1 protein-coding gene (only partly in view) is annotated in these 22,731 nt (G+C 40.0%); it reads right to left on the reverse strand.

Annotated features, from left to right (window positions below; genetic code table 11):
* Nucleotides 1-22,731: part of an IPT/TIG domain-containing protein coding region (locus tag AB1414_00005; GenBank protein MEW6605818.1), annotated on the reverse strand (this coding region is incomplete at both ends). Its footprint extends 40,419 nt past the window's final position; the window shows 22,731 of its 63,150 annotated nt.

A 22,731-nucleotide genomic window follows, 5' to 3' on the forward strand; every position in this document is an offset into this window, starting at 1 on the left:
CATAAGGTTGGGTATTAATGGTGAATGTGGTTGAGAAACTGCCGTAGGCATCTGTTGAGGTAAAGGTAATACTTGGTGTCGTGCCAAATTTTATACGAATAGTTTGACTGGCTCCAAATCCATTACCAGTTATGGTTACGATTAACCCTACCGTTCCTTCTGTTGGTGTAATTCCTGTAATAGCAGGCTCTATTCCGAAAGTAATATAAGCCGGATAATTCGAGTTCAATCCTGTTGCCTTAATCGTTGTCGTCCCATACTTCTGGGTATCGATAGTAAAGGTAAGCGTAATTGACCCTGATTCTGCGGCAGTAACTGTATTAATGGTCAGGGTAGTCCCAAAATCTATTTGCACTAATTCACTACTTAAATAACCATTTCCATAGAGAGTAACTATCGTGCCAACAGTTCCCGAGGTGGGAGTAATCTGGACTAACTTCGGTGCTATCTTAAACTGCAATGAATACGCCGATGTGCCGGTATTTATTCCCCAGGCGGTAATAGTAGTCGTCCCAATCCGTTGAACATCTACGGTGAAGGTAGTTGAGAACGACCCACATCCTTCTGAAGTAGTCATAGTAATAGTCTGCGTAGTTCCAAATTGAATTTGCACTGGCTCATTACCACCAAATCCATTACCTGCTACTGTAACCACACTACCAACTGTTCCTTCAGTTGGGGCAACTAAGATAATATTTGGTCCAATAAAGTAGGTATTGCTTGCCGATACATTTACCTCTTCCACATCAACAGCAACAACCGTTGTCGTTCCATAAGGTTGTGTATCAACTGTAAATGTAGTTGAGAAACTACCTTGTGCATAAGTAGATGTCGTCGTAATTGTCCTATTTGTCCCAAAGAGGATATGAATAGTATGACTTGCACCAAAACCATTACCGCAAACCGTAACAATTGACCCAACATTGCCACCTACTGGTGTAACTACAGTAACACTTGCCTTTATAGTAAATATCTCCGTTGCAGAATTAAGTGGACAGGTTGCCTTAATTGTTGTAACCCCACTTTGTTGGGTATTAACCGTAAAGGTAACAGTAAATGTTCCGGAGGCATTAGTAGAAGCGGTAGTAATTGACCTGGTTGTTCCAAAATCAATCCGCACTGTTGAAGCGGAGCCAAAGCCATCACCTTCTAATATTACTATTGTTCCCACTATGCCTTGTTTTGGTGTTGATGTATAGATTTTTGCCATAACATAGAAGACGTTAGATGCTCGTTTTTCAAGTTCAAATGGATCAAGCTGTTCTGTATTCCATGCAGTAAATGTAGTTGTGCCTGCTGGCTGTTGAACATTGAAATTATAGACTAAACTAAATGTCCCTGCCTGACTGGCATAGATACCACCATAAGGAGGATTTAGATTAAGAATATCTCCATCCTCATCTTGGACTGTCCCAAAGTCAACATAAATTCCTTGACTTGCCGCATAACCTGTCCCAAAGAGTGTAATTTGTGTGCCTACAGTACCCGTCGTTGGGGACACCCAAACTAACTCTGGAATTATCTTAAACCAATCATCTACCCCACCTAAATCATCATCCTCAACCCCGGAGGCAATATCTACTGCAGTAATCGTCGTTGTGCCATAAGATTGCGTATCAACTGTCCATGTAATATAAAATTCACCCTTATTATTAGCAGATGTAGTCGTAATCGTTGGTGTCCAACCAAATCCAATTTGCACCAATCCACTACCGGTATAACCATTACCAGAAACAGTAACGATAGTCCCAACCGTGCCTTTAGTTGGACTAATATTCACAATATGCGGTAATATGCGTAAGATATCTGTTGCTTGCTCACGAGCAGTAGGTTCTTTTGGACCTATACCTGTAGCCGTCGTTGTGCCAAAGACCTGAATATCAATGGTAAATGTCTTTGTCCATGTCCCGGATGCATTAGTCGTGGCAATAGTAATGGTCGGATTATTACCAAAGGCAATACGGATATCGGCATTTTGTGTGTAGCCTCTACCTTCAATCGTAATTGTTGTGCCTACAGTCGCAGATTTAGGTGTAAGTGTGGTAATTACCGGTAAGATGAAGAAGTAGTTTCGTGCCCATTGCTCTGTGGTCATACCAATAACTTTAATCGTTGTCGTCGCAAACGGCTGAGGTATATCTACTACACTCTGATAGAACCTCGCCGTAAATGTTCCTTGTGGAGAGACTCGCGGAGTATCTGGTTCAACAATCACAAATCCTGTATTAACAACTAAACCATACTCTGTCCCATAATCAATTTTTAGATTTTCACCATTTACACCTTCTCTACCAAAACCTGTTCCTTTAATAGTAATTATCGTGCCTATAGTTCCTGTAGTTGGACTAACTAAAGTAATTTCTGGAATTAGCACAAAGTATCTATCCTGGTCAGGTCCCTTCTGCCAGTATTCTCCCCATTTATCTACTTCCTGCGTATTAAGTCCTGTAGCCACAATCGTCTTGGTACCAAAGTATTGGGTATTGACGGTAAAGGTAATAGCAAAAGTCCCGGTATCATTAGTTGAAACTGCGGTGATAGTCAAGGTTGTGCCTAAATCTATCTGCACTACCTCATTAGCACCATAACCATCACCTTGAATGAGTATGAAATCACCCACCTGTGCTTTCCATCTATCTGGCACATCAAAGTGTAGCACTTCTGATTGCCGACTAACTAAGGTAATATGGGAATTTATCTTGAATAAGTCATCATCACGATGATTATCCAGATCAAATAAATCAGCCGCAATGATGGTATGTGTCCCGGCAGGCTGTGTATTTACTGTAAAGGTAACACTAAATGTTCCACAGGCATTGGTTGATACCACCGTAATAGTAGTCGTATTACCAAAAGTTACCCGCACTGTAGCCGTTGCCGCATAACCATCACCGGCTATGGTAACAATTGTCCCTACTGATTGTGCCCTTGGCGTTACCATCCAGATATGTGAAATTATCTTGAAGCAATCTACATCCCTATATTCTTCTGTATCAAATTGCCAATATTGCATCCCTCCTGGTATTTCACGAAATGCCTTAATCGTTATGATACCATAAGGTTGTGAATTAATCGTAAAGGTAATAGCAAATGTCCCATTATAATTTGCTGTTTGCTGTATTATCATCCATGTTGTTCCAAATTCTATCGTTACAGTCCCTTGACGATGATAACCATTACCATAGACCATAATTGGCAACCCTACTGTGCCGCTCGTAGCAGTCACATAAACAATGTTATGCGTAATCTTGAAATCTGTATGATATTGAGTCTGGGTAGTTTCCCCAACTGCATTAACCGTATGTGTGCCATAGCATTGTTCATCAACTGTCCATTGTGTCACAAAACTACCATTACCTGCGGCACTAACATTAGTAATACTCATATTTGTTCCAAACTCAATACGGATAAGTTCACTACCACCATAACCTGTTCCTTTAACCTCTACTGGAGTCCCAACGGTTCCTGTAAGAGGTGTAATCGTAATTCCTGAGGTAATCCTGAAGTAATCATAATCATCTGTAATCTGGCCTGTGGCTGTAATAGTAGTTGTCCCCACAGGTTGAGTATCAACCTCAAATTTTGCACTAAAGGTGCCATTAGGTCCTACCGTGACAGTAGTAATACTTATGTGTGTTCCAAAATCAATCTGCACAATTTCATTTACCACATAACCACTTCCTGTAATAGTAACCATAGTCCCTATTTGCCCTGCAGGAGGAGTAACACTTATAATCTCTGCTTTTATAAAGAAAATATTAAATGCCTCTTGGTTGGACATACCTACAAGTGTTCCTCTACTTTTTACTGTAGTAGTTCCTGCTGGCTGGGTATTAATAGTGAATATATAAGTAAACTGTCCAATACCATTACATGTAGTTATTATATTAAATTCAGCTGTAGTTCCAAACTTAATTTTTAGTTCATCCCCTGCATCATAACCATCACCATAAATAGTCACCCAACTTCCTACTGTCCCTTCTGTCGGTGAAACGGTATGAATACGGGCGATAATAGTAAAACTACCCATCAAAACTCTGCCTGAAGTAAGTCCTGTTACCGTAACACTCTTTGTTCCAAAGGTCTGAGTATCAACGGTAAATGTCAACGAGAAACTGCCATAGGCATCTGAACTAACCGTAGTTATAGTCGTATTAGCCCCAAACCTGACATGGATAGTCTCTGTAGCGGCAAATCCATCACCTCTAATAGTAACTATTGTAGTTACTGTGCCTATGGTTGGCGTAAATAGTGTAAATTGCGATAGGATATTAAATGTATTTCTTGCCTGCTGACCTGTATTTATACCCCTGGCAGTAATGGTTGTAATCCCATATCGTTGAGGATTGATAGTAAATGTAGTACTGAATGACCCTGAATCAGTCGTCTTCGTCACAATGATACTCACCGTTGTTCCAAAGTCAACCTGAATCTTTTCACTTGCTCCAAATCCACTACCGGCTACTGTAACTATTGACCCCACCGTATTGGCTTGTGGCTCAACCTTGAATAATTCAGGTTTGATAACTATCGCCCGAGAATCTCGCACCAAATCAACCTCATTTATATCTGTGGCGATAATGGTTGTCGTGCCGTAAGGTTGCGTATTGATTGTGAAAGTAATTGTCCATGAGCCTTGTGGTTTAGAGATAACCGTTGTAATCGTCTTTGTCGTTCCAAAGTCAATCTGAATAGTATGAGTTGCACCAAATCCATTACCTGCCACTGTAATGATAGTTCCTACCGTTCCTTCTGTTGGCGTGTAAAGTATTATCTGCGGCAAGATAGTGATGGTAGCAAATGCCTCTTCACTGCCCTTTGCCTTGATGGTCGTAATTCCATATCTCTGTGTATCGATAGTAAATGTAGTCGTGAAGCTACCTTCAGCATAGGTTGAAGTAGTTTGAATACTTGGTGTCGTGCCAAAATCAATATGAACCTTCTTGTATGCCCCATAACCATTGCCTTTGACCGTAATAATCGCACCCACAGTTCCTGATGTTGGCGTTACAAAGATAACATTTGACTCGATACTTAAAGTCCCTTCTGCCTTTATTACCTTACTATCGCTATGAGCAACAACAGTAGTAATTCCGTAGCGTTGTGTATCTATGGTAAAGGTAGTAGTGAAGCTACCTTCAGCATAAGTTGAGGTAGTTTGAATAGTTAGTGTTTTCCCAAACTCTATCCGAATGATGGTTGAGGCATCATAACCATTACCTTTAACCGTAATCACCGTCCCCACAGTTCCAGAGGTAGGCGTAATAAGTATGATATTAGGTAGAATAGTTACACTTCCATAGCAATGTAAGCCCTGGTCATCACCATGAGCACCTACTGTCGTTGTGCCATAAGGTTGAGTATCAATAGTAAATGTTGTGGAGAAACTTCCTTGTGCATAGGTTGAGGTAAGTTGAATTGTTGGTGTTGTACCAAATTCTATCCTTATCGTCCTTGAGTTGCCATATCCATTACCTTGAATAGTAATGATTGTTCCAACCGTGCCTTGCGTTGGTGATAAGTAGATAATATTGGGTAAAATAGTCAATGTCTTCTCTGCATTAATACCATCGCCATGTCCCTTTACTGTAGTTGTCCCATAAGGTTGAGTATCGATAGTAAATGTGGTGGTGAAGCTACCTTCGGCATAAGTTGAAGTAAGTTTAATAGTTGGTGTTGTCCCAAACTCTATACGAATCCTTCTATAAGCCTCAAAACCATCACCCCTCACCGTAACTACCGTTCCAACTGTCCCTGTATTAGCGGTAACATAAACGATATTTGGCAGGATAAAGAATGTCAGGTTATCGGCACAGGCACCTGTAATTATCCCTGTGGCTTTAATAGTTGTCACACCATAAGGTTGTGTATTGATGGTAAATGTAGTGGTGAAACTACCTTCTAACTCTGCTGTCACAGTGGTAATCGTCATTGTCGTGCCAAAATCTACCTGGATTAACTCACCGGCTTTATATCCACCACCGCGTAATGTAACTACTACACCCACCGTCCCTTCAGTTGCAGTTATTGAGACTAATTGTGGCTTGATAACATACTCAAACTTCCAACTGCTCTTACCGGTCATCACCCCAATTGCCTCAATAGTCGTCGTGCCTATCGGTTGAGTATCAACCGTAAAGGTGGTTGTAAAGCTACCGCAGTATTCTGCTGAAACTAAGGTAATTGTCTCTGTCGTTCCAAACTTAATTCTTACTAACTCACTTGAACCATAACCATTACCTCGAACTGTAACTACACTTCCAACGATTCCTTCTTTTGGAGTAATCAGTATAATCTCTGGAATAATTGTGAGTCTATCATCATCTGAGGCAATATCTCCTGCAATAGACTGGACATCCACTGCCACAATGGTCGTCGTGCCATAAGGCTGTGTATCAATGGTGAAGGTGGTTGAGAAACTACCATGTGCATAAGTAGAAGTCATAGTAATCGTCTCATTAGTTCCAAAGAGTATATGAATCGTATGGCTGGCGCCAAAACCATTACCTGTTACCGTAACTATTGTCCCTACAGTTGCTACCGTTGGTGTAACTAATGTAATTATTGGCTTAATCCTGAATGATTCCGTCGCAGAGTTCAGTGGGCAGGTTGCGGTAATTGTGGTATTGCCACTTTGCTGAGTATCAACCGTAAAGGTAATTGTCCATGTTCCAGAGGCGTTAGCAGAAACCGTAGTAATTGACCTCGTCGTTCCAAAATCAATCCTCACGGTTGAAGCAGAACCAAACCCATCACCTTCTAATGTCACAATTGTGCCCACCGTGCCTTCTTTTGGTGTAGATGTATAGATTTTTGCCATAACATAGAAGATATTGGAGGCTCGTTTTTCAAATTCTTTAGGTCCAATTAAAATAGAATTCCAGGCGGTAAATGTGGTTGTGCCTGCTGGCTGTTGAACATCAATTGTATATATTAGACTGAATGTCCCGGCAAGAGAAGCCGTCCCATACACAGGTAACCAGGTTGCGCTCTCAGTTGCGTAGTCTTTATCTAATACTGTTCCAAAATCAACATATATTCCTTGAGTAACTGCATAGCCTGTGCCAAAGAGTGTAATTTGACTTCCCACAGTCCCTTTAGTCGGTGAAACCCAGACTAACTCTGGAATTATCTTGAACAGGTCATCTACTCCACCAAGGTCATCATCTTCTACTCCCGAAACAGTATCAGTAGCATAGATAGTCTTTGTCCCATAGGATTGTGTATCAATAGTAAAGGTAATATTAAATTCACCCTTTGGATTTGCCGTTGTAGTTGTAATCGTCCGTGTCCAGCCAAATCCAATTAATACCTCTCCACCACCCGTATAGCCGTTACCGTAAAGTGTAACTATCGTTCCTACTGTTCCAATAGTTGGAGTAACACTGACAATATGCGGTAATATGCACAAAGTATCTGTTGCTTGTTCGCGAGCAGTAGGTTCTTTTGGTCCTATAGCCGTAGCCGTTGTTATGCCAAATGCCTGAATATCAATGGTAAATGTCCTGGTAAATGTCCCTGAATCATTAGTCGTAGCAATAGTAATGGTCGGATTATTACCAAAGGCAATCTGAATATCTGCATTTTGTGTATAGCCTCTACCAGCAATCGTAATTGTCGTCCCTACAGTAGCAGACTTAGGAGTAAGTGTAGTAATTATGGGTAAGATAACGAAGTAATTGCGTGCCCACTGTGCAGTACTACTTCCATAAACGGTAATAGTTGTCGTCCCAAATGGCTGAGGAATATTTACTGATGAAATGTCAAATTTCAAAGTAAATGTTCCTTCTGAAGTTACATATGGTTGTTCAAGACTATATGGCTCAATTCCATCAGCTCCAATAAATGGCTCCGTTCCAAACCCAATCTTTAAATCTTCACCATCAATTGGATTCCTTCTCCCAAAACCAGTTCCCTTAATAGTAATTATAGTTCCTACGGTTCCCGTAGTTGGAGTAACTACAGTAATTTCTGGAATGAGAACAAAGTATCTATATTGGTCAGGTCCTTTATTCCAGTATTCACCCCACTTATCTACTTCCTGAGTGTTAAGTCCTGTAGCCACAATCGTCTTGGTGCCAAAGTATTGGGTATTAACCGTAAAGATAGTAGCAAATGTCCCGGCATCATTAGTTGAAATTGTGGTTATACTTATGGCTGCACCTAAATCTATCTGCACTACCTCATTAGCACCATACCCATCACCCGTAATAAGTATCTCATCTCCTACCTGTGCCTTCCATCTATCTGGCACATCAAAATGAGGCACTTCTGACTGCCGACTGACTAAGGTAATATGCGAATTTATCTTAAATTCATCAATATCACGATGATTATCCAAATCATATAAATCAGCCGCCACAATGGTATGTGTCCCACTATGTTGTGTATTCACCGTAAAGGTAATACTAAATGTCCCACAGACATCTGTTGATACCACCGTAATAGTAGTAGTTTGACCAAATGTTACCCGCACTGTAGCCATAGCCGCATAACCATCACCGGCTATGGTTACAATTGTTCCTACTGACTGTGCCCTTGGTGTTACTAACCAGATATGTGAAATTATCTTAAAGGAATCTATATCTCGATAGTCTGAATTATCATAATCTTGAACAAGAATTCCCCTTTCGCGATATGCCTTAATCGTTGTTGAACCATACGGTTGGCTATTTACCGTAAATGTAATACTAAATGTCCCATTATAACTTGCCAACTTTTGTTTCATCGTTAGGGTAGTCCCAAATTCTATCGTTACTGTCCCCTGACGATGATAACCATTTCCATAGACTGTAATTGGCAATCCTACTGTGCCTTCTGTAGCTGTCACATAAACAATATTATGCTTAATCTTGAATTCCCGCTGAGACTCTGTCGTAGTATTCATACCAACTGCCTTTACGGTATGAGTTCCATAGCACTGTTCATCCACTGTAAATTGGGTAGTAAATCTACCATTTACTTCTGAGGTAATTGTAGTAATGGTTCGATTTGTTCCAAATTCTATGCGGATAAGCTCACTGCCACCATAACCTGTTCCACTAACCGTCACTATTGTTCCCACTGTGCCAGTATAAGGTGTAATTATAATACCAGATGCAATTGTAAAGTAGCTATAATCTTCCGTAATCTGACCTTTGGCATTAACAGTAGTTGTCCCAACCGGCTGAATATCAACCGTAAATGTGGCACTAAATGTCCCATTATGTCCTGCCGTCGCAGTTGTAATAGTCTTATGTGTTCCAAAATCAATCCGCACAACTTCATTTGCTAGATAACCTGTTCCTTTAACTACAACCTCCTGTTCTATCGGTCCAGAAGTAGGCTCAACACTTATCACATCAGCCATAATGAAGAATTTATTATATGCCTCTTGCTCAGAAGCATTATATCCTGGTTGTCCTTTACTCTTAACAGTCGTAGTCCCTGCAGGTTGAGTATCAACCGTAAAGTAATGTGTGAATTGTCCATTTACATTGCAAGCATAATCTTTAGGAATTTCAACATCAGTCCCAAATGTAAGTCTTATCTTTTCACCATCTGCATATCCATCACCCATTACCGTTACTTTCGTCCCTACTGTCTGCTGATATGGACTAACCACATATATCCTGGCAATAACCTTGAAATAGCCATAATCTACTCTTCCACTATTCATCCCTGTTGCCTTTACGGTATGAGTGCCATAAACCTGTAAATCTACCGTAAAGGTAGTTGAAAAACTACCGTAGGCATCAGTAGAAGTCATCGTAATCGTAAGAGTTTTTCCAAAATCAATACAAATACCCTCACTTGCACCATAACCATTTCCGGTAATTGTTACAATATCATATATCTTCTCACCACTAATAGCATTAATTAGATATTGGACCACACCACTGGTAGGAGTAATAAGTGTAATCTTCTGTAAGATAGTAAATGTAAAGGTAGCAACAACATTTTCCGCTACTGACAATGTCGATGTTCCTCTACCTTTAACAAGGGTAGGACCATATTCCTGAGTATCTACGGTAAAGATAACCATAAATGCCCCTGCCCCATCTGTTCGGGTAGTAGTAATGGTTAAAGTTGTGCCAAAATCAACCTCTATGCCTTCTGATGTACCAAAACCATTACCCGCCACAGTAACCAGGATACCAACAGTCCCTGATTGAGGAGTAACTGAAACAATATTAGGTAGTATCCGCAGGGTATAAGTTGAATATTGCGCCCTGGTATGGACACCAACAACTTTGATAGATGTAGTGCCATAAGGTTGAACATCAATAGTAAATGTTTTTTCAAAGGTGCCATCAAATGCACTCATCCAAATAGTTCTTGTCGGATTAATTCCAAATTCTAACCGTAATTGCTCATTATAACCAAAACCTGTTCCTTTTACTTGAATTGATGCACCTACTGTTCCTGAAAGTGGCGCTACATCATATATATGCGGTAAGATAGTAATAAGTGTCGAAGTGCCATCCTGTGAAGTAAGACCAACCGCAAAAATAGTAGTTGTGCCATAAACCTGTGCATTTATAGTAAATGTAGTTGTCCATGACCCATTATTCTCTGCTACGGTAGTAGTTATTGTATTCTTAGTCCCAAATTGTATCCGAATTTGTTCATTAGAATAATACCCATTACCACTTATGGTAATTATTGTTCCTACACTACCCTGCGTTGGTGTAACAGAAATAATCTCTGACCTTATCCTGTAAATATATCTTTCATCAGACTGCCTGGTGGATGACCCTACGGCTATAATACTTGTAGTTCCATAAGATTGGGTATTAACGGTAAATATGGCGGTAAAACTACCAAAGGCAGTGCTGGTAACCGGAGTAATAGTCCGTTCCGTCCCGAAGATAATACTAATCATTTCAGTAGCACCAAACCCATTACCCGCAACTGTAACCCAACTACCAACAGTTCCTTCTGTAGGAACTATAGAGACAATATTAGGCAGGACAACAAAAGTAGAAGTTGCTGTAGCCGGATCTATCACACCTAAAACAGCCGCATCAGTTGCTATAACAGTAGTAGTTCCATAAGGTTGTGCATCTATCGGGAAGGTAACGGTGAATGAACCACCCTCTGTCATATCCATAGATGCAATATTATAGGTAGTCCCAAAGTGAATCTTGGCATCATTTGCCGGGTAATTGAATCCATTACCATAAACCGTAACTACTTTACCGACTGTCCCGGAAGTAGGAGTAACATAAACTATTTGAGGTAGAATTTCATAGTTATTCATTCCAGAAGAAGATACATCCTTAGATATACCTCTTTCATCTATCGCCAGAATATCCCTTAAGGGATAATGTCTCTGTTCAGGAACCGTAAATGTAGTAGAGAAACTACCCTGTGCATAAGAAGATGTTAGTGTCACTGTCGCTCTATCAATTCCAATCTTACCAAATAACACAGCAATAGTCTGGGAGCCATTAAATCCATTACCGGCTATGGTAACCTTACTACCCACCGTCCCGGACCGTGGTGTATAGAAGACAATATTAGGCAGAATCTTAAATGTATGTTTGGCACTAATGCCTTTTGTATCAACTGCAAGAATAGTCATAGTTCCATACGGTTGTGTATCAATAGTAAATGTAACCGTAAATGAACCAGCACTATCCGTTGATACTGAAGTAATACTTGATGTCGTTCCAAAATCTACTCTCACATAATCTGACCCTGTAAATCCATCACCCTTAATGGTAATTATAGTACCAACCGTTCCCTGATTTGGAGAAACATCAATTATTCTGGATAACATCTTAAAGAAGACGGTTGCAGTAGTTCCCGTATTTAATCCTTTAGCCACAATAGTAACAGTTCCAACCGGTTGTCCATCAGCACTAAATGTAGCACTAAATGAACCATAATCACCTTCAGTTTGTACTTCGGTCCTAGTTATAGTAGTTCCAAATGAGATTCGTATTACTTCATTTGGCATTCCGACTCCACCAAACCCATTACCGGCAATGGTAATCTCAGTTCCCACATTTCCTTCTTGTGGATTAAAGACAACAATATTTGGTTGTATCTTAAACTTATCTACTGCCTCTACATTTTGTGCATCCTTAGCCTTAATCTTACAAGCATCACCACTTGCATAGTCTCCGTATGCATCAGCCCGCTGAGTATTGACGGTAAATGTAGTTGTCCAACTACCATACGCTGTAGAGGTAACAGTTGTAATTGACGAATGCATACCAAATTGTACGACAATAGGACTTGTGGCATTGAATCCATTCCCACTCAAAGTCACGATTGTTCCTACAGAGCCTTGAGCCGGGCTGACATAGATAATCTTTGGCAGTATCTTGTAGGTATTGGTAGCAAAGCCTAATGAGCCGTAGCCGGTGATGGTAGTTGTGCCGTAAGGCTGGGTATTGATGGTAAATGAAACACTAAATGTGCCGTTGACATTTGCTGATGTCGTCTGAATCGTCGGACTCGTTCCAAAGCCAATCCGCACCAACCCTTCTTTCGGATACCCATTGGCAGTAATCGTCACCACACTCCCAACCGTGCCTTCGGTTAACTCTACCTTCCAGATTGCCGGCAGAATAGTAAAGTAACCGTAGTCTGATTTTTCTGCTGTTTCAGATGCTTTAACCGTAGTTGTCCCACCTGGTTGAGTATTTACAGTAAATGTAATAGCAAATGTTCCATCTGCACTCGATTCTGCTGTCTGAACCTGATGTATTTCATCTGTTCCAAAATAAATGTATATCTCGGATATACTTTGTCCGAAACCATTTGCTTCTCCTGTAACTATTGTCCCCACTGTTCCTTGAAGCGGTGAGATTAATCTAACCTTCGATGTAATCTTAAATGTATTAGTAGCAGCCGATTCGCCACAGACAGTTCCTGTACCTATGATGAGTTTATTACCATAGCTCTGCGTATCTACGGTAAATATAGCGGTAAGCAATCCTATGTTATCTGCGGTAGCAATAGTAATAGTCCTTGTCTTACCAAAACCAATTAGAACCTGTTCTGATACAGAATAACCGTTACCTGTTATGGTCACTTGAGTGCCTACAGAACCACTTGTTGGAGATACACTTATAATATTAGGTTTGATTGAGAAGGAGAAGGTACTTGTTGCCCTTTGTTCAGGACGGAATATACTTATCCCAATTATTGTTGTTGTTCCATAAGGTTGAGTATCTACCGTAAAGGATGTGGTAAATGAACCACTTGCTTCTGAAGTAAGCGTAGTAATTGTAGAATTAATACCAAACGCAATTCTTAATGCCTCACTCTTACCAAATCCATTACCATAAACTGTTACTTGACTCCCTACCGTTCCAAAAGTAGGATTAACACCCGTAATCTTAGGTATAATCTTAAAGTAACTAAATGCAGAATGTTGTGTTTGTGTGCCTATTGCCTCTACAGTAGTAGAACCATAAGGTTGGACATTTACTTTAAAGAAAGTAGTAATTGTTCCTATATTAGATGACTCCAATAACACATCATCAATATAAGGTGTTTGTCCAAAATGTATCCTTACTAGCTCTGTTGGTCCGAATCCATTTCCTTCTATAGTCACCGTTACACCTACCGTGCCGATTGATGGCGTAACAGAGGTAATATTAGGTATTATCTTATAGGACTTTGTAGATACTCTTCCACTATTCATCCCTGTAATTGTTACTGTCTTAGTTCCATAAACCTGAGTATTTACCGTAAATGTTGTAGCAAATGTTCCCACCCCTGAAGTAGAAACAGTAGTAATGCTTTCCGTATTGCCAAAATCTACCTCTATTAATTCACTTTCACCATATCCTGTGCCTTGAATAGTTACAAAACTCCCTACTGTTCCCTGCATTGGGATAAACATAGGAATATCTATCTCTATTATAAACAATTTATCTGCTTTATGATTTACTATATCCTGCAAGCCATAGGCAGTTATCGTCTTTGTTCCATAGAATTGAGTATCTATAGTAAAGGTAGTATTGAATGTGCCACCTGTTGAATTTATAGTCACCAGAGTAATAGTTTGCGTCGTTCCAAAATCAATCCTGATTTGTTCATTAGCACCATACCCTGTCCCTTCAACACTTACTATACTCCCCACCGAACCACAAGAAGGTGTAATAGTTATCTTAGAAGTGATAATGAAGATATTTTCTGCCTTCACTCTTTCTGGATTAGGATCCATCCCTCTAACGAGAACAGTAGTAATTCCATAAGGTTGTGAACTAACGGTAAACTGAATAGTAAATGTCCCATTTTCTGATGCTAAAGATTGTCCGCTATATGGATGTACTTGTGTATTACCAAAATCCAATCGAATGATATCGCTTACTTTATATCCATCACCCATTACAGTAACGCCTGTTCCAACTGTCCCGGTTGGCGGTAAAACAGAAAATACCTTTGGCAAAATCTTGCAATAATTATACGCTACTACGGTTGAAGTAATACCATACGCCTTTATCGTATGTGTTCCCCATCTCTGCTTATTTATAGTAAAGACAGCGGTAAATGTGCCAAAGGCATCAGGTGTAGCGGTAGTAATAGTCAATCTCGTTCCAAAATCTATCTGAACTGTTTCGCTTGTCTTATAACCCATACCTCTAACCGTAATAGATGTTCCTACTGTCCCTTGCTGTGGTGAAACAAAGAAAATAGTAGGTTTAACCGTAAATGTCCCTGTATCTGATGTTTGTGAAGTAAGACCATAAGCACGAATAGTGGTTATACCCTGCGGTTGAGTATCTACCGTAAAGATAGCGGTGAATGTCCCATTGACATTAGCACTTGTGGTAGTAATAGTACGGGTAGTGCCAAAGTCAATCTGCACAAGCTCACTTTGACCAAATCCATCACCAGTAACAGTTACTAAATCACCTATTGTCCCTGCTGGTGGTACTATTTGAGTAATATGTCCTATTATACTGAAGACAGTAGATGTAGCCCTTACATAAGGACGCGAGTAATTAAAAGCAATTATTGTAGTAGTTCCTGCAGGTTGAGGAATGTTAATGACAAAGGTTACATTTGTAAATGTTCCCCAATCTCCCCCATTAACATACCCTCCTGTTATTAGTGGTATTGTTCCAAAATCAATTTGAATCGAACTAGCACCTGACCAGAAACCATCACCACTTATGGTTACTGTTGTTCCTACGGTTCCTTTGGTTGGTGTTACATTATAAATTCTTGGAACTAATGTAAATGAAATGGTTGCAACACGATTAGACTCAAGTCCTGTAACAGTAACTATCTTTGGACTGGGATTATAACTTTGATTATCTACGGTAAATGTAGTCGAGAATGAACCATAAGCATCTGTTGAGGTCATTGTAATGGTCTTTGTTGTCCCAAAGTCTATTTTAATCGATTCTGACTGTCCAAAACCATTACCCGTTATGGTTATAATAGTAGTAATAGGTGTTCTATCAGGGGTAATAAGGGTAATATTAGAAAGTATATCAAATACCTTGAACGCCATCTGACCACTATTTAATCCTTGAGCAGTAATAGTAGTAGTCCCATATCGTTGTGTATCAATAGTAAATGTAGTTGAGAATGAACCATTGAAACTGGTAGAAGTAAAGGTAATTGTTCGGGTAGTGCCAAAGTGGATATGGATTAACTCAGATACCCCAAAACCATTACCTGCAACAGTAATAATCTTACCTACGGTCCCTGATAATGGTTCTACTAACCAGATTGCCGGTAAAATAGTAAATGTCGCCTCATCTGTTACTACCGTTGGCTGGGTTATATCAATAGCCTTAATAGTAGTAGTCCCGTATAATTGTGTATCTACTGTAAATGTGCAGGTCCAACTCCCTTCTGCATAAGTAGAGGTTAACTGAATAGTTTTAGTCGTGCCAAAATTAATCTGGATAGTAGTGCTTGCTCCAAACCCGTTACCTCTTACTGTCACTATCGTCCCTACTGTTGCCTTATCTGGACTAACCAGAATAATATTTGGTTCGATAGTAACTGTGCCATAAGCAGGATACTCAGATATCTGACCTGTTGCTTTAATAGTGGTAATACCATAAGGTTGCGTATCTATGGTAAATGTAGTAGTAAATGAACCTATTGAACTTGCGGTTACACTCTTGATACTATAACTAGTCCCAAAGTCAATCCGTATCCCCTCACTTGCCTCAAATCCATCACCTTCTAATCTCACAATAGTACCCACTGTGCCTGTCTTTGGACTGATTAAAGTAATTGCCGTAATTATCTTGAATGAAGAAGCCGCTGTTCCTGCTACAGGACAAATGGCTAAAATAGTTGTAGAACCTAATGGTTGGGTATTCACAGTAAATGTAGCTGTAAATGTTCCATAGGCATCCGTGGTAACCTGTGTAATATTTGGGGTAGTTCCAAAATCAATCTGGATAGACTGAGTAGCCCTAAATCCACTACCTCTTACAGTAACAATTGTTCCTACAGGACCTTCAGAAAGTATTACTGAGAAAATATTCGGTTTGAAGAAGAAAATATTTTCTGGAAGTAAATCCGGTAGACCAGTCTTAGAACATTTTATCTTAACCGTTGTGGTCCCATAAGGTTGTGCGTTAACCGTAAAGATTATTGTTGTAGAACCTATCGAATCTCCTGTATACGGTACACCGGTATAATCTTTATTAGTCCCAAAATCAATCCAAATATTGTCTGGAGTATCGTATAATCCATTAGCTGCAATAGTAATAACTGTCCCTACTGTCCCTGATTTAGGTGTTACCAACCAAACCGCTGGTTCTATCTTAAATGTATAGGTAGCAAATAAGCTTGTATTGAATTTATCCGTTATCTTCACATTCCAGGTCCCATACGGCTGGGTATTAGCGGTAAATACAGTTGAGAACGAACCATTTACCGCACTCCAGATAGTAACACTCAAAGTCTGCCCAAATTCTATCACTATCTCTTTACTTGAACTAAAGCCATTACCCGCCACACTAATCGGTGTACCTACTGTTCCAAAGTCAGGTGTGTATAAAAATACTTTATGGAGAATCTTGCACGAGATTGTAGCTGGCCAGGAAGATATAAGTCCTGTAGCCATAACCGTAGTCGTGCCATAAGGTTGAGCATCAATGGTAAATGTGGTGCTGAATGAACCATAGGTATTGGCTGTTACTGTAGTTATCGTCTTGTTTGTGCCAAAATCTATCCCCACCAACTCACTGCTACTAAATCCATCACCGGTCAAGGTTACTACTGTCCCTACCGTTCCTTCTGTCGGCGTGATAGCGGTCAGATGTGTCAAAATACGATAAATATATCGTTCTGAGAAAACACCGCTACTCATACCCACTGCCTTGATAGAGGTTGTGCCGTAAGGTTGTGTATTTACGGTGAATTTCACGCTAAAGCTACCCTGAGCATAAGTCGAGGTAGTGACAACCGTTGGTGATGAACCAAAGATAATATGCACTAACTCACTGGCACCAAAGCCATTACCTCGCACCGTCACAAAACTCCCTACTGTGCCTGAAGTTGGAGTAATGGAGAAGACATACGCATTTATCGCTACCGTGCCTTTAGCAAATACCCCTGGTAATCCAAAAGCCTGAATAGTGGTAATCCCACGCGGCTGGGTATCTATTGTAAAGGTAGTAGTGAAACTACCCTCGGCATAGGTTGATGTCTGTTGAATCGTTGGAGTAATCCCAAAGGCTACACGAATAAGTGTGCTGGCATTAAACCCATTTCCTCTGATAGTAATGATTGTCCCTACACTTCCTTCGGTAGGACTGATATAAATAATATTCGGCAGGATAGTAAATGTGCCTTCTTTATTTGCAGAACCACTTGAAGCCTTAATGGTGGTTATTCCCCAGCTCTGTGTATCTACCGTAAAGGTAGTTGAGAAACTACCTTCTGCATAAGTTGATGTCAGACGAATATCTGTTTTGTTGCCAAAGTTGATACTAATAGTTGTCGAAGCCTCAAATCCATTGCCAGTAATGGTAATGGTTGTTCCCACCGTTCCTTCTGTCGGCGTAATCAAGGTAATATTAGGCAGGATAGTAAATGTGCCAGAAGCATCTTCACTACCGTGTGCCTTAATTGTCTTCACAGAGTATGGTTGAGTATCTACCGTAAATGTGGTTGTCCAGCTACCTTCTGCATAAGTAGAAGTAGATTGAATACTTGCAGTTCTCCCAAAATCTATCCAGATGGCCTTTGATGCCCCAAAACCATTACCTCTCAAGGTAACTATTGTTCCCACTGTCCCTGTCTTTGGACTAATCTGAATAATGTTTGGCGTAATTGCAATCGTGCCACAATCAGACTCATCGCCATGAGCAACAACCGTAGTTATGCCAAAAGGCTGGGTATCAATGGTAAATGTGGTGGTGAACGACCCACACCCTTCACTGGAAACCTGTTGAATGGTGATGGTGGTGCCAAAATCTATCTTGATTGTCTTTGAAGCACCATAACCATTACCGCTGATAGTGATAATCGTTCCTACCGTTCCTTCAATTGGTGATAAATAAATAATCCTTGATTTAATAAAGAATGTCTTTTCTGCCTGGGTGACAGTTCCATAGCCAGTAACAGTTGTGCTACCATAGGGCTGGGTATCAATAGTAAAGGTGGTGGTGAAACTACCCTCGATAGATGTCTGTGTAGTCTGGATAGTTGGGCTTCTACCAAATCCTATACAAATATCTTCATTTGCCTTAAACCCATCACCTCTAACCGTAACTACAATTCCAACCGTTCCTTCAGATGGCGTAACATAAACAATATTAGGTTTAATTAATACCTCAAGGTTCTCTGCCCCAAATCCTGATGAGCACCCGGTTGCTTTGACAGTGGTCGAACCATACGGTTGGGTATCAATGGTAAATGTTGTTGTCCAGCTACCTTCTGCAACCGCAGAGACTACAGTAATCGTTTGTTTTGAACCAAAATCTATTCTCACTAATTCATTTGCCTGATACCCACCACCGCGCAAGGTTACGATTGTCCCAACCGTGCCTTGCATTGGAGTAACTGAAACCAATCCTGGCGTAATACGGAAGGTAACTGTAGCTACCTGTTGCCATGTAAATATACCCACCGCAGTAATCGTTGTTGTCCCTAAACTTTGAGTATCAATGGTAAATGTAGTGGTAAATGACCCATAGGCTTCAGTTGAAATAATGGTAATAGTCTTTGTATTGCCAAAGTGGATGTGTATCCCTTCAGTTGCCCCAAAACCATTACCGCTAACCGTAACTATACTTCCTACCGTCCCGGATAGTGGGGTAACCAATATAATATTTGGTTTAATGGTAAAGCTATTTGTCGCACTTACTAACTCACCATCTATCGTCTCAAAAGCAGTAATAGTTGTAGTTCCGTAAGGTTGTGTAGTAATAGTAAAGGTGGTAGTGAAGGAACCGTAGGCAGTTGTAGATACTGTTCTCAGATTAAGTGTTGTGCCAAAATCAAGTTGCACCGTAGTAGCACTTCCGTAACCATTACCCCTAACCGTAACAATTGTCCCTACTGTTCCCTCTGTAGGTGTAACCGCAAAGATAGCCGGCAGTATCTTGAATACCTTAGTTGCTACTTCTGGCAATCTACCCCGACCGGTAATTGTAGTTGTCCCAAACCGTTGTGTATTAATGGTAAAGATAACCGTAAAGCTACCACTTATATTCGCTGATACCTGAACAATGGTAGGTGTAGTGCCAAATGTTATGCTCACCGTTTCAGAAGATGAGAATCCGGTTGCTTTTATCGTAACAACTGTTCCCACTGTGCCTGAAGTAGGTGTTAATAACCAAATTTCAGGCAGAATATAGAAAGTACTTGTTGCCCTATTGCCATATCCCTGTCCATATTCAATTGCTACGATAGTCGTAGTTCCTGCTGGTTGCGTATCAATAGTAAAACTCCGTGTGAATGTTCCATTAATCGTAGTCGTTGTTGTAGGGGCATTAGTTTCATCGGTCATAGTCGTGCCAAAGGTAACAAATATATTTGTAGTTGCCAGGAATCCATCACCAAGGACCGTTATCAGTGTTCCCACTGTTCCTCTGGTGGGAGTTACTAAGCAAATATTGGGTAATATGGTAAATGTCTGTGTTCCTATCTGATTATTAGATAATGTTCCTGTGCCTACGATTAATTTACCATCTCTTGTCTGGGCATTAACTGTAAACACACCGGTCAATGTCCCCCTTAATTCACCTGCGGTTATGGTTGCAATATTTTGAGTGCTACCAAAACTTATTTGAACCTTATCATTTTTAGCATAACCATTGCCATAAAGTGTAACAATAGTCCCTACCGTTCCTTGAGTAGGTGAAACTTGATATAATTTAGCCACGATACAGAAGGTATTGGTAGCCGCACGATGTTCTGTTGGAGCATTCTGTCCCACCACCACAATAGTCGGAGTCCCATAAGCCTGGGTATCTACCGTAAATGTAGTATCAAATGAACCATTCCCTGAAGAAGTAGTCCAGCCAATACTCGTATACATACCAAATTCTATCTTAATTAGTTCACTGGCACCATAACCATTCCCTTTCACTGTTACTTGTGAACCAACTGTCCCAGAAGTAGGTTGTATTTCAGTAATATTTGAAATAATATTAAATGTCCCAAAGGCTGAATCTGAAATAGGCGGAGTCCAAACGGTAATAGTTGTTATTCCATACGGTTGAGCATCAATCTTAAATACAGATGTAAATGTCCCCTCTCCAGTAGTATCTACTCCACTTTCTATAGAAATAGTTCTGTGATTACCAAAGTCAATCTGTATCCCCATTATAGGTCCATATCCTGTCCCACTTACTGTTACCGAAATTCCCACTGTCCCAAAGGGAGGTGAAACAAGTATAATATTAGGCATAATCTTAAACTTACCCACATCTTGTCGCTGAGTTCTTATACCATATACTCTGACCGTATGAGTGCCATAATATTGAGTATTTACTGTCCAGGTAGTTGAAAATGTTCCGTTTTCACTGGTAGTTACCTGTGTAATAGTAGAGGTATCTCCAAAATCAATCTGTATTAATTCACTGCCACCATATCCATCACCTGTCACAGTAACTAAACTACCCACTGTCCCAAATGTAGGAGTAACTGAAGTAATATGGACATCTATACGGAATTCCCAATTATCCTTCACAGAACTATGTCCTGATGAATCTATGGCAGTAATACTCTTTGTCCCAAAAACCTGAGTATCCACTGTCCAGGTAGTAGAGAAACTCCCTTCTGCATAGGTTGAGGTAGTAGTTATTGTTTGATTAGCACCAAAGATAATACGAACTAATCCTGTAGATTCATAACCATTACCTCTAATAGTAACAATAGAACCTACTGTCCCACAAAGTGGAGTAACATTAGTTACATTGGCTAATATAGTAAAGGTTCCATAAGAATTATTCTCACCAAGATCAGGCGTATATCCATCTTTATGTCCTACTGCTTGAATAGTCGTTATTCCATACGGCTGGGTATTAATCTGAAAATCAAACATAAAGCTACCTGAAGAAGTAGTAGTAGTTCCAGGAGGAATATTTAATGTCTTGCCAAAATAAATGTAAATGTTAGAAAGAGGAGAATAATAACCATTACCATATACGGTTACCAAACTACCCACTGTCCCTTGAGCAGGTGTAACTAAAGTAAGTTTATGGGTTATCTTAAATGATGTATCTGTAGCAGTGGCATTAGATAGCACTCCTACGACTAAAATAGTGGTTATACCCCAGGGTTGTGTATCTACAGTAAATGTAGTCGTCCATGAACCGGCTGACTCGGCACTAATGATAGTAATTGTCGGATTTGTTCCAAAGGCTATCCGAATTAATTCTGATGCCTGGTAACCAATACCTCTTATCGTTACCATTGACCCAACTGTCCCTTCTTTTGGTGTAACTAAAACAATACTTGTCTTGACATAGAAAGATGCGATGGCAAAGGTAATCCTATCAGTAGCCGTAATCGTATTAGAACCATAAGGTTGTGTATCTACTGTAAAGATGCAGGTAAATGTTCCCAGACTACTACTACTTACGGTCATAATAGTCTTAGTTGTTCCAAAATCTATCTGAATCAATTCTGATGCACTAAAACCATTACCAGTAATAGTAACTCCTGTACCTATTGTTCCATCCGATGGATATACTGAAGTAATTTTACCAATAATACCAAATATATTTTCTGCTAATTGTGTAGCTTCAGATATTGATTGAACAGTAATAGTAGTAGTCCCTGCTGATTGGGTTAAAATAGTAAATACAGCACTAAATGTACCTGCAAGAGAAGGATTGTCCTTATAAATTACAATTCTATTATAGGTAGGCTCAAAACCAGGCAATGCCGCTGATATTGGAATTGTCCGCAGGTTACCAAAATGAATAACTAATTTATTATCTGCCGTAGCTAAAGGATTACTCTTTCTATATCCATCACCCCAAATAGTAACCACACTTCCAATCGTCCCTGATGTAGGGCTTACCTGCCATATTCTTGGAATTATGCAGAAGGTTTGAGTATGTGCCGCCCCTGACATATCCGAAGTAATAATAATATGTTGCGTCCCAAAAAGTTGAGTATCTGCTGTAAAGGTAACTGAAAAACTACCGCAGGCATCTGTTGAAGTCTGACTAATAGTAGAAGTTGTTCCAAATTTTATATAAATACCTTCAGTTTGTGCAAAACCGTTACCCGTAATGGTAATCAAAGTACTCACTATGCCACTGGTAGGTGTAGAAAGTGTAATATCTGATTTAA

The sequence above is a fragment of the bacterium genome (assembly GCA_040755795.1).
Taxonomy (GTDB): Bacteria; UBA9089; CG2-30-40-21; order CG2-30-40-21; family SBAY01; genus JBFLXS01.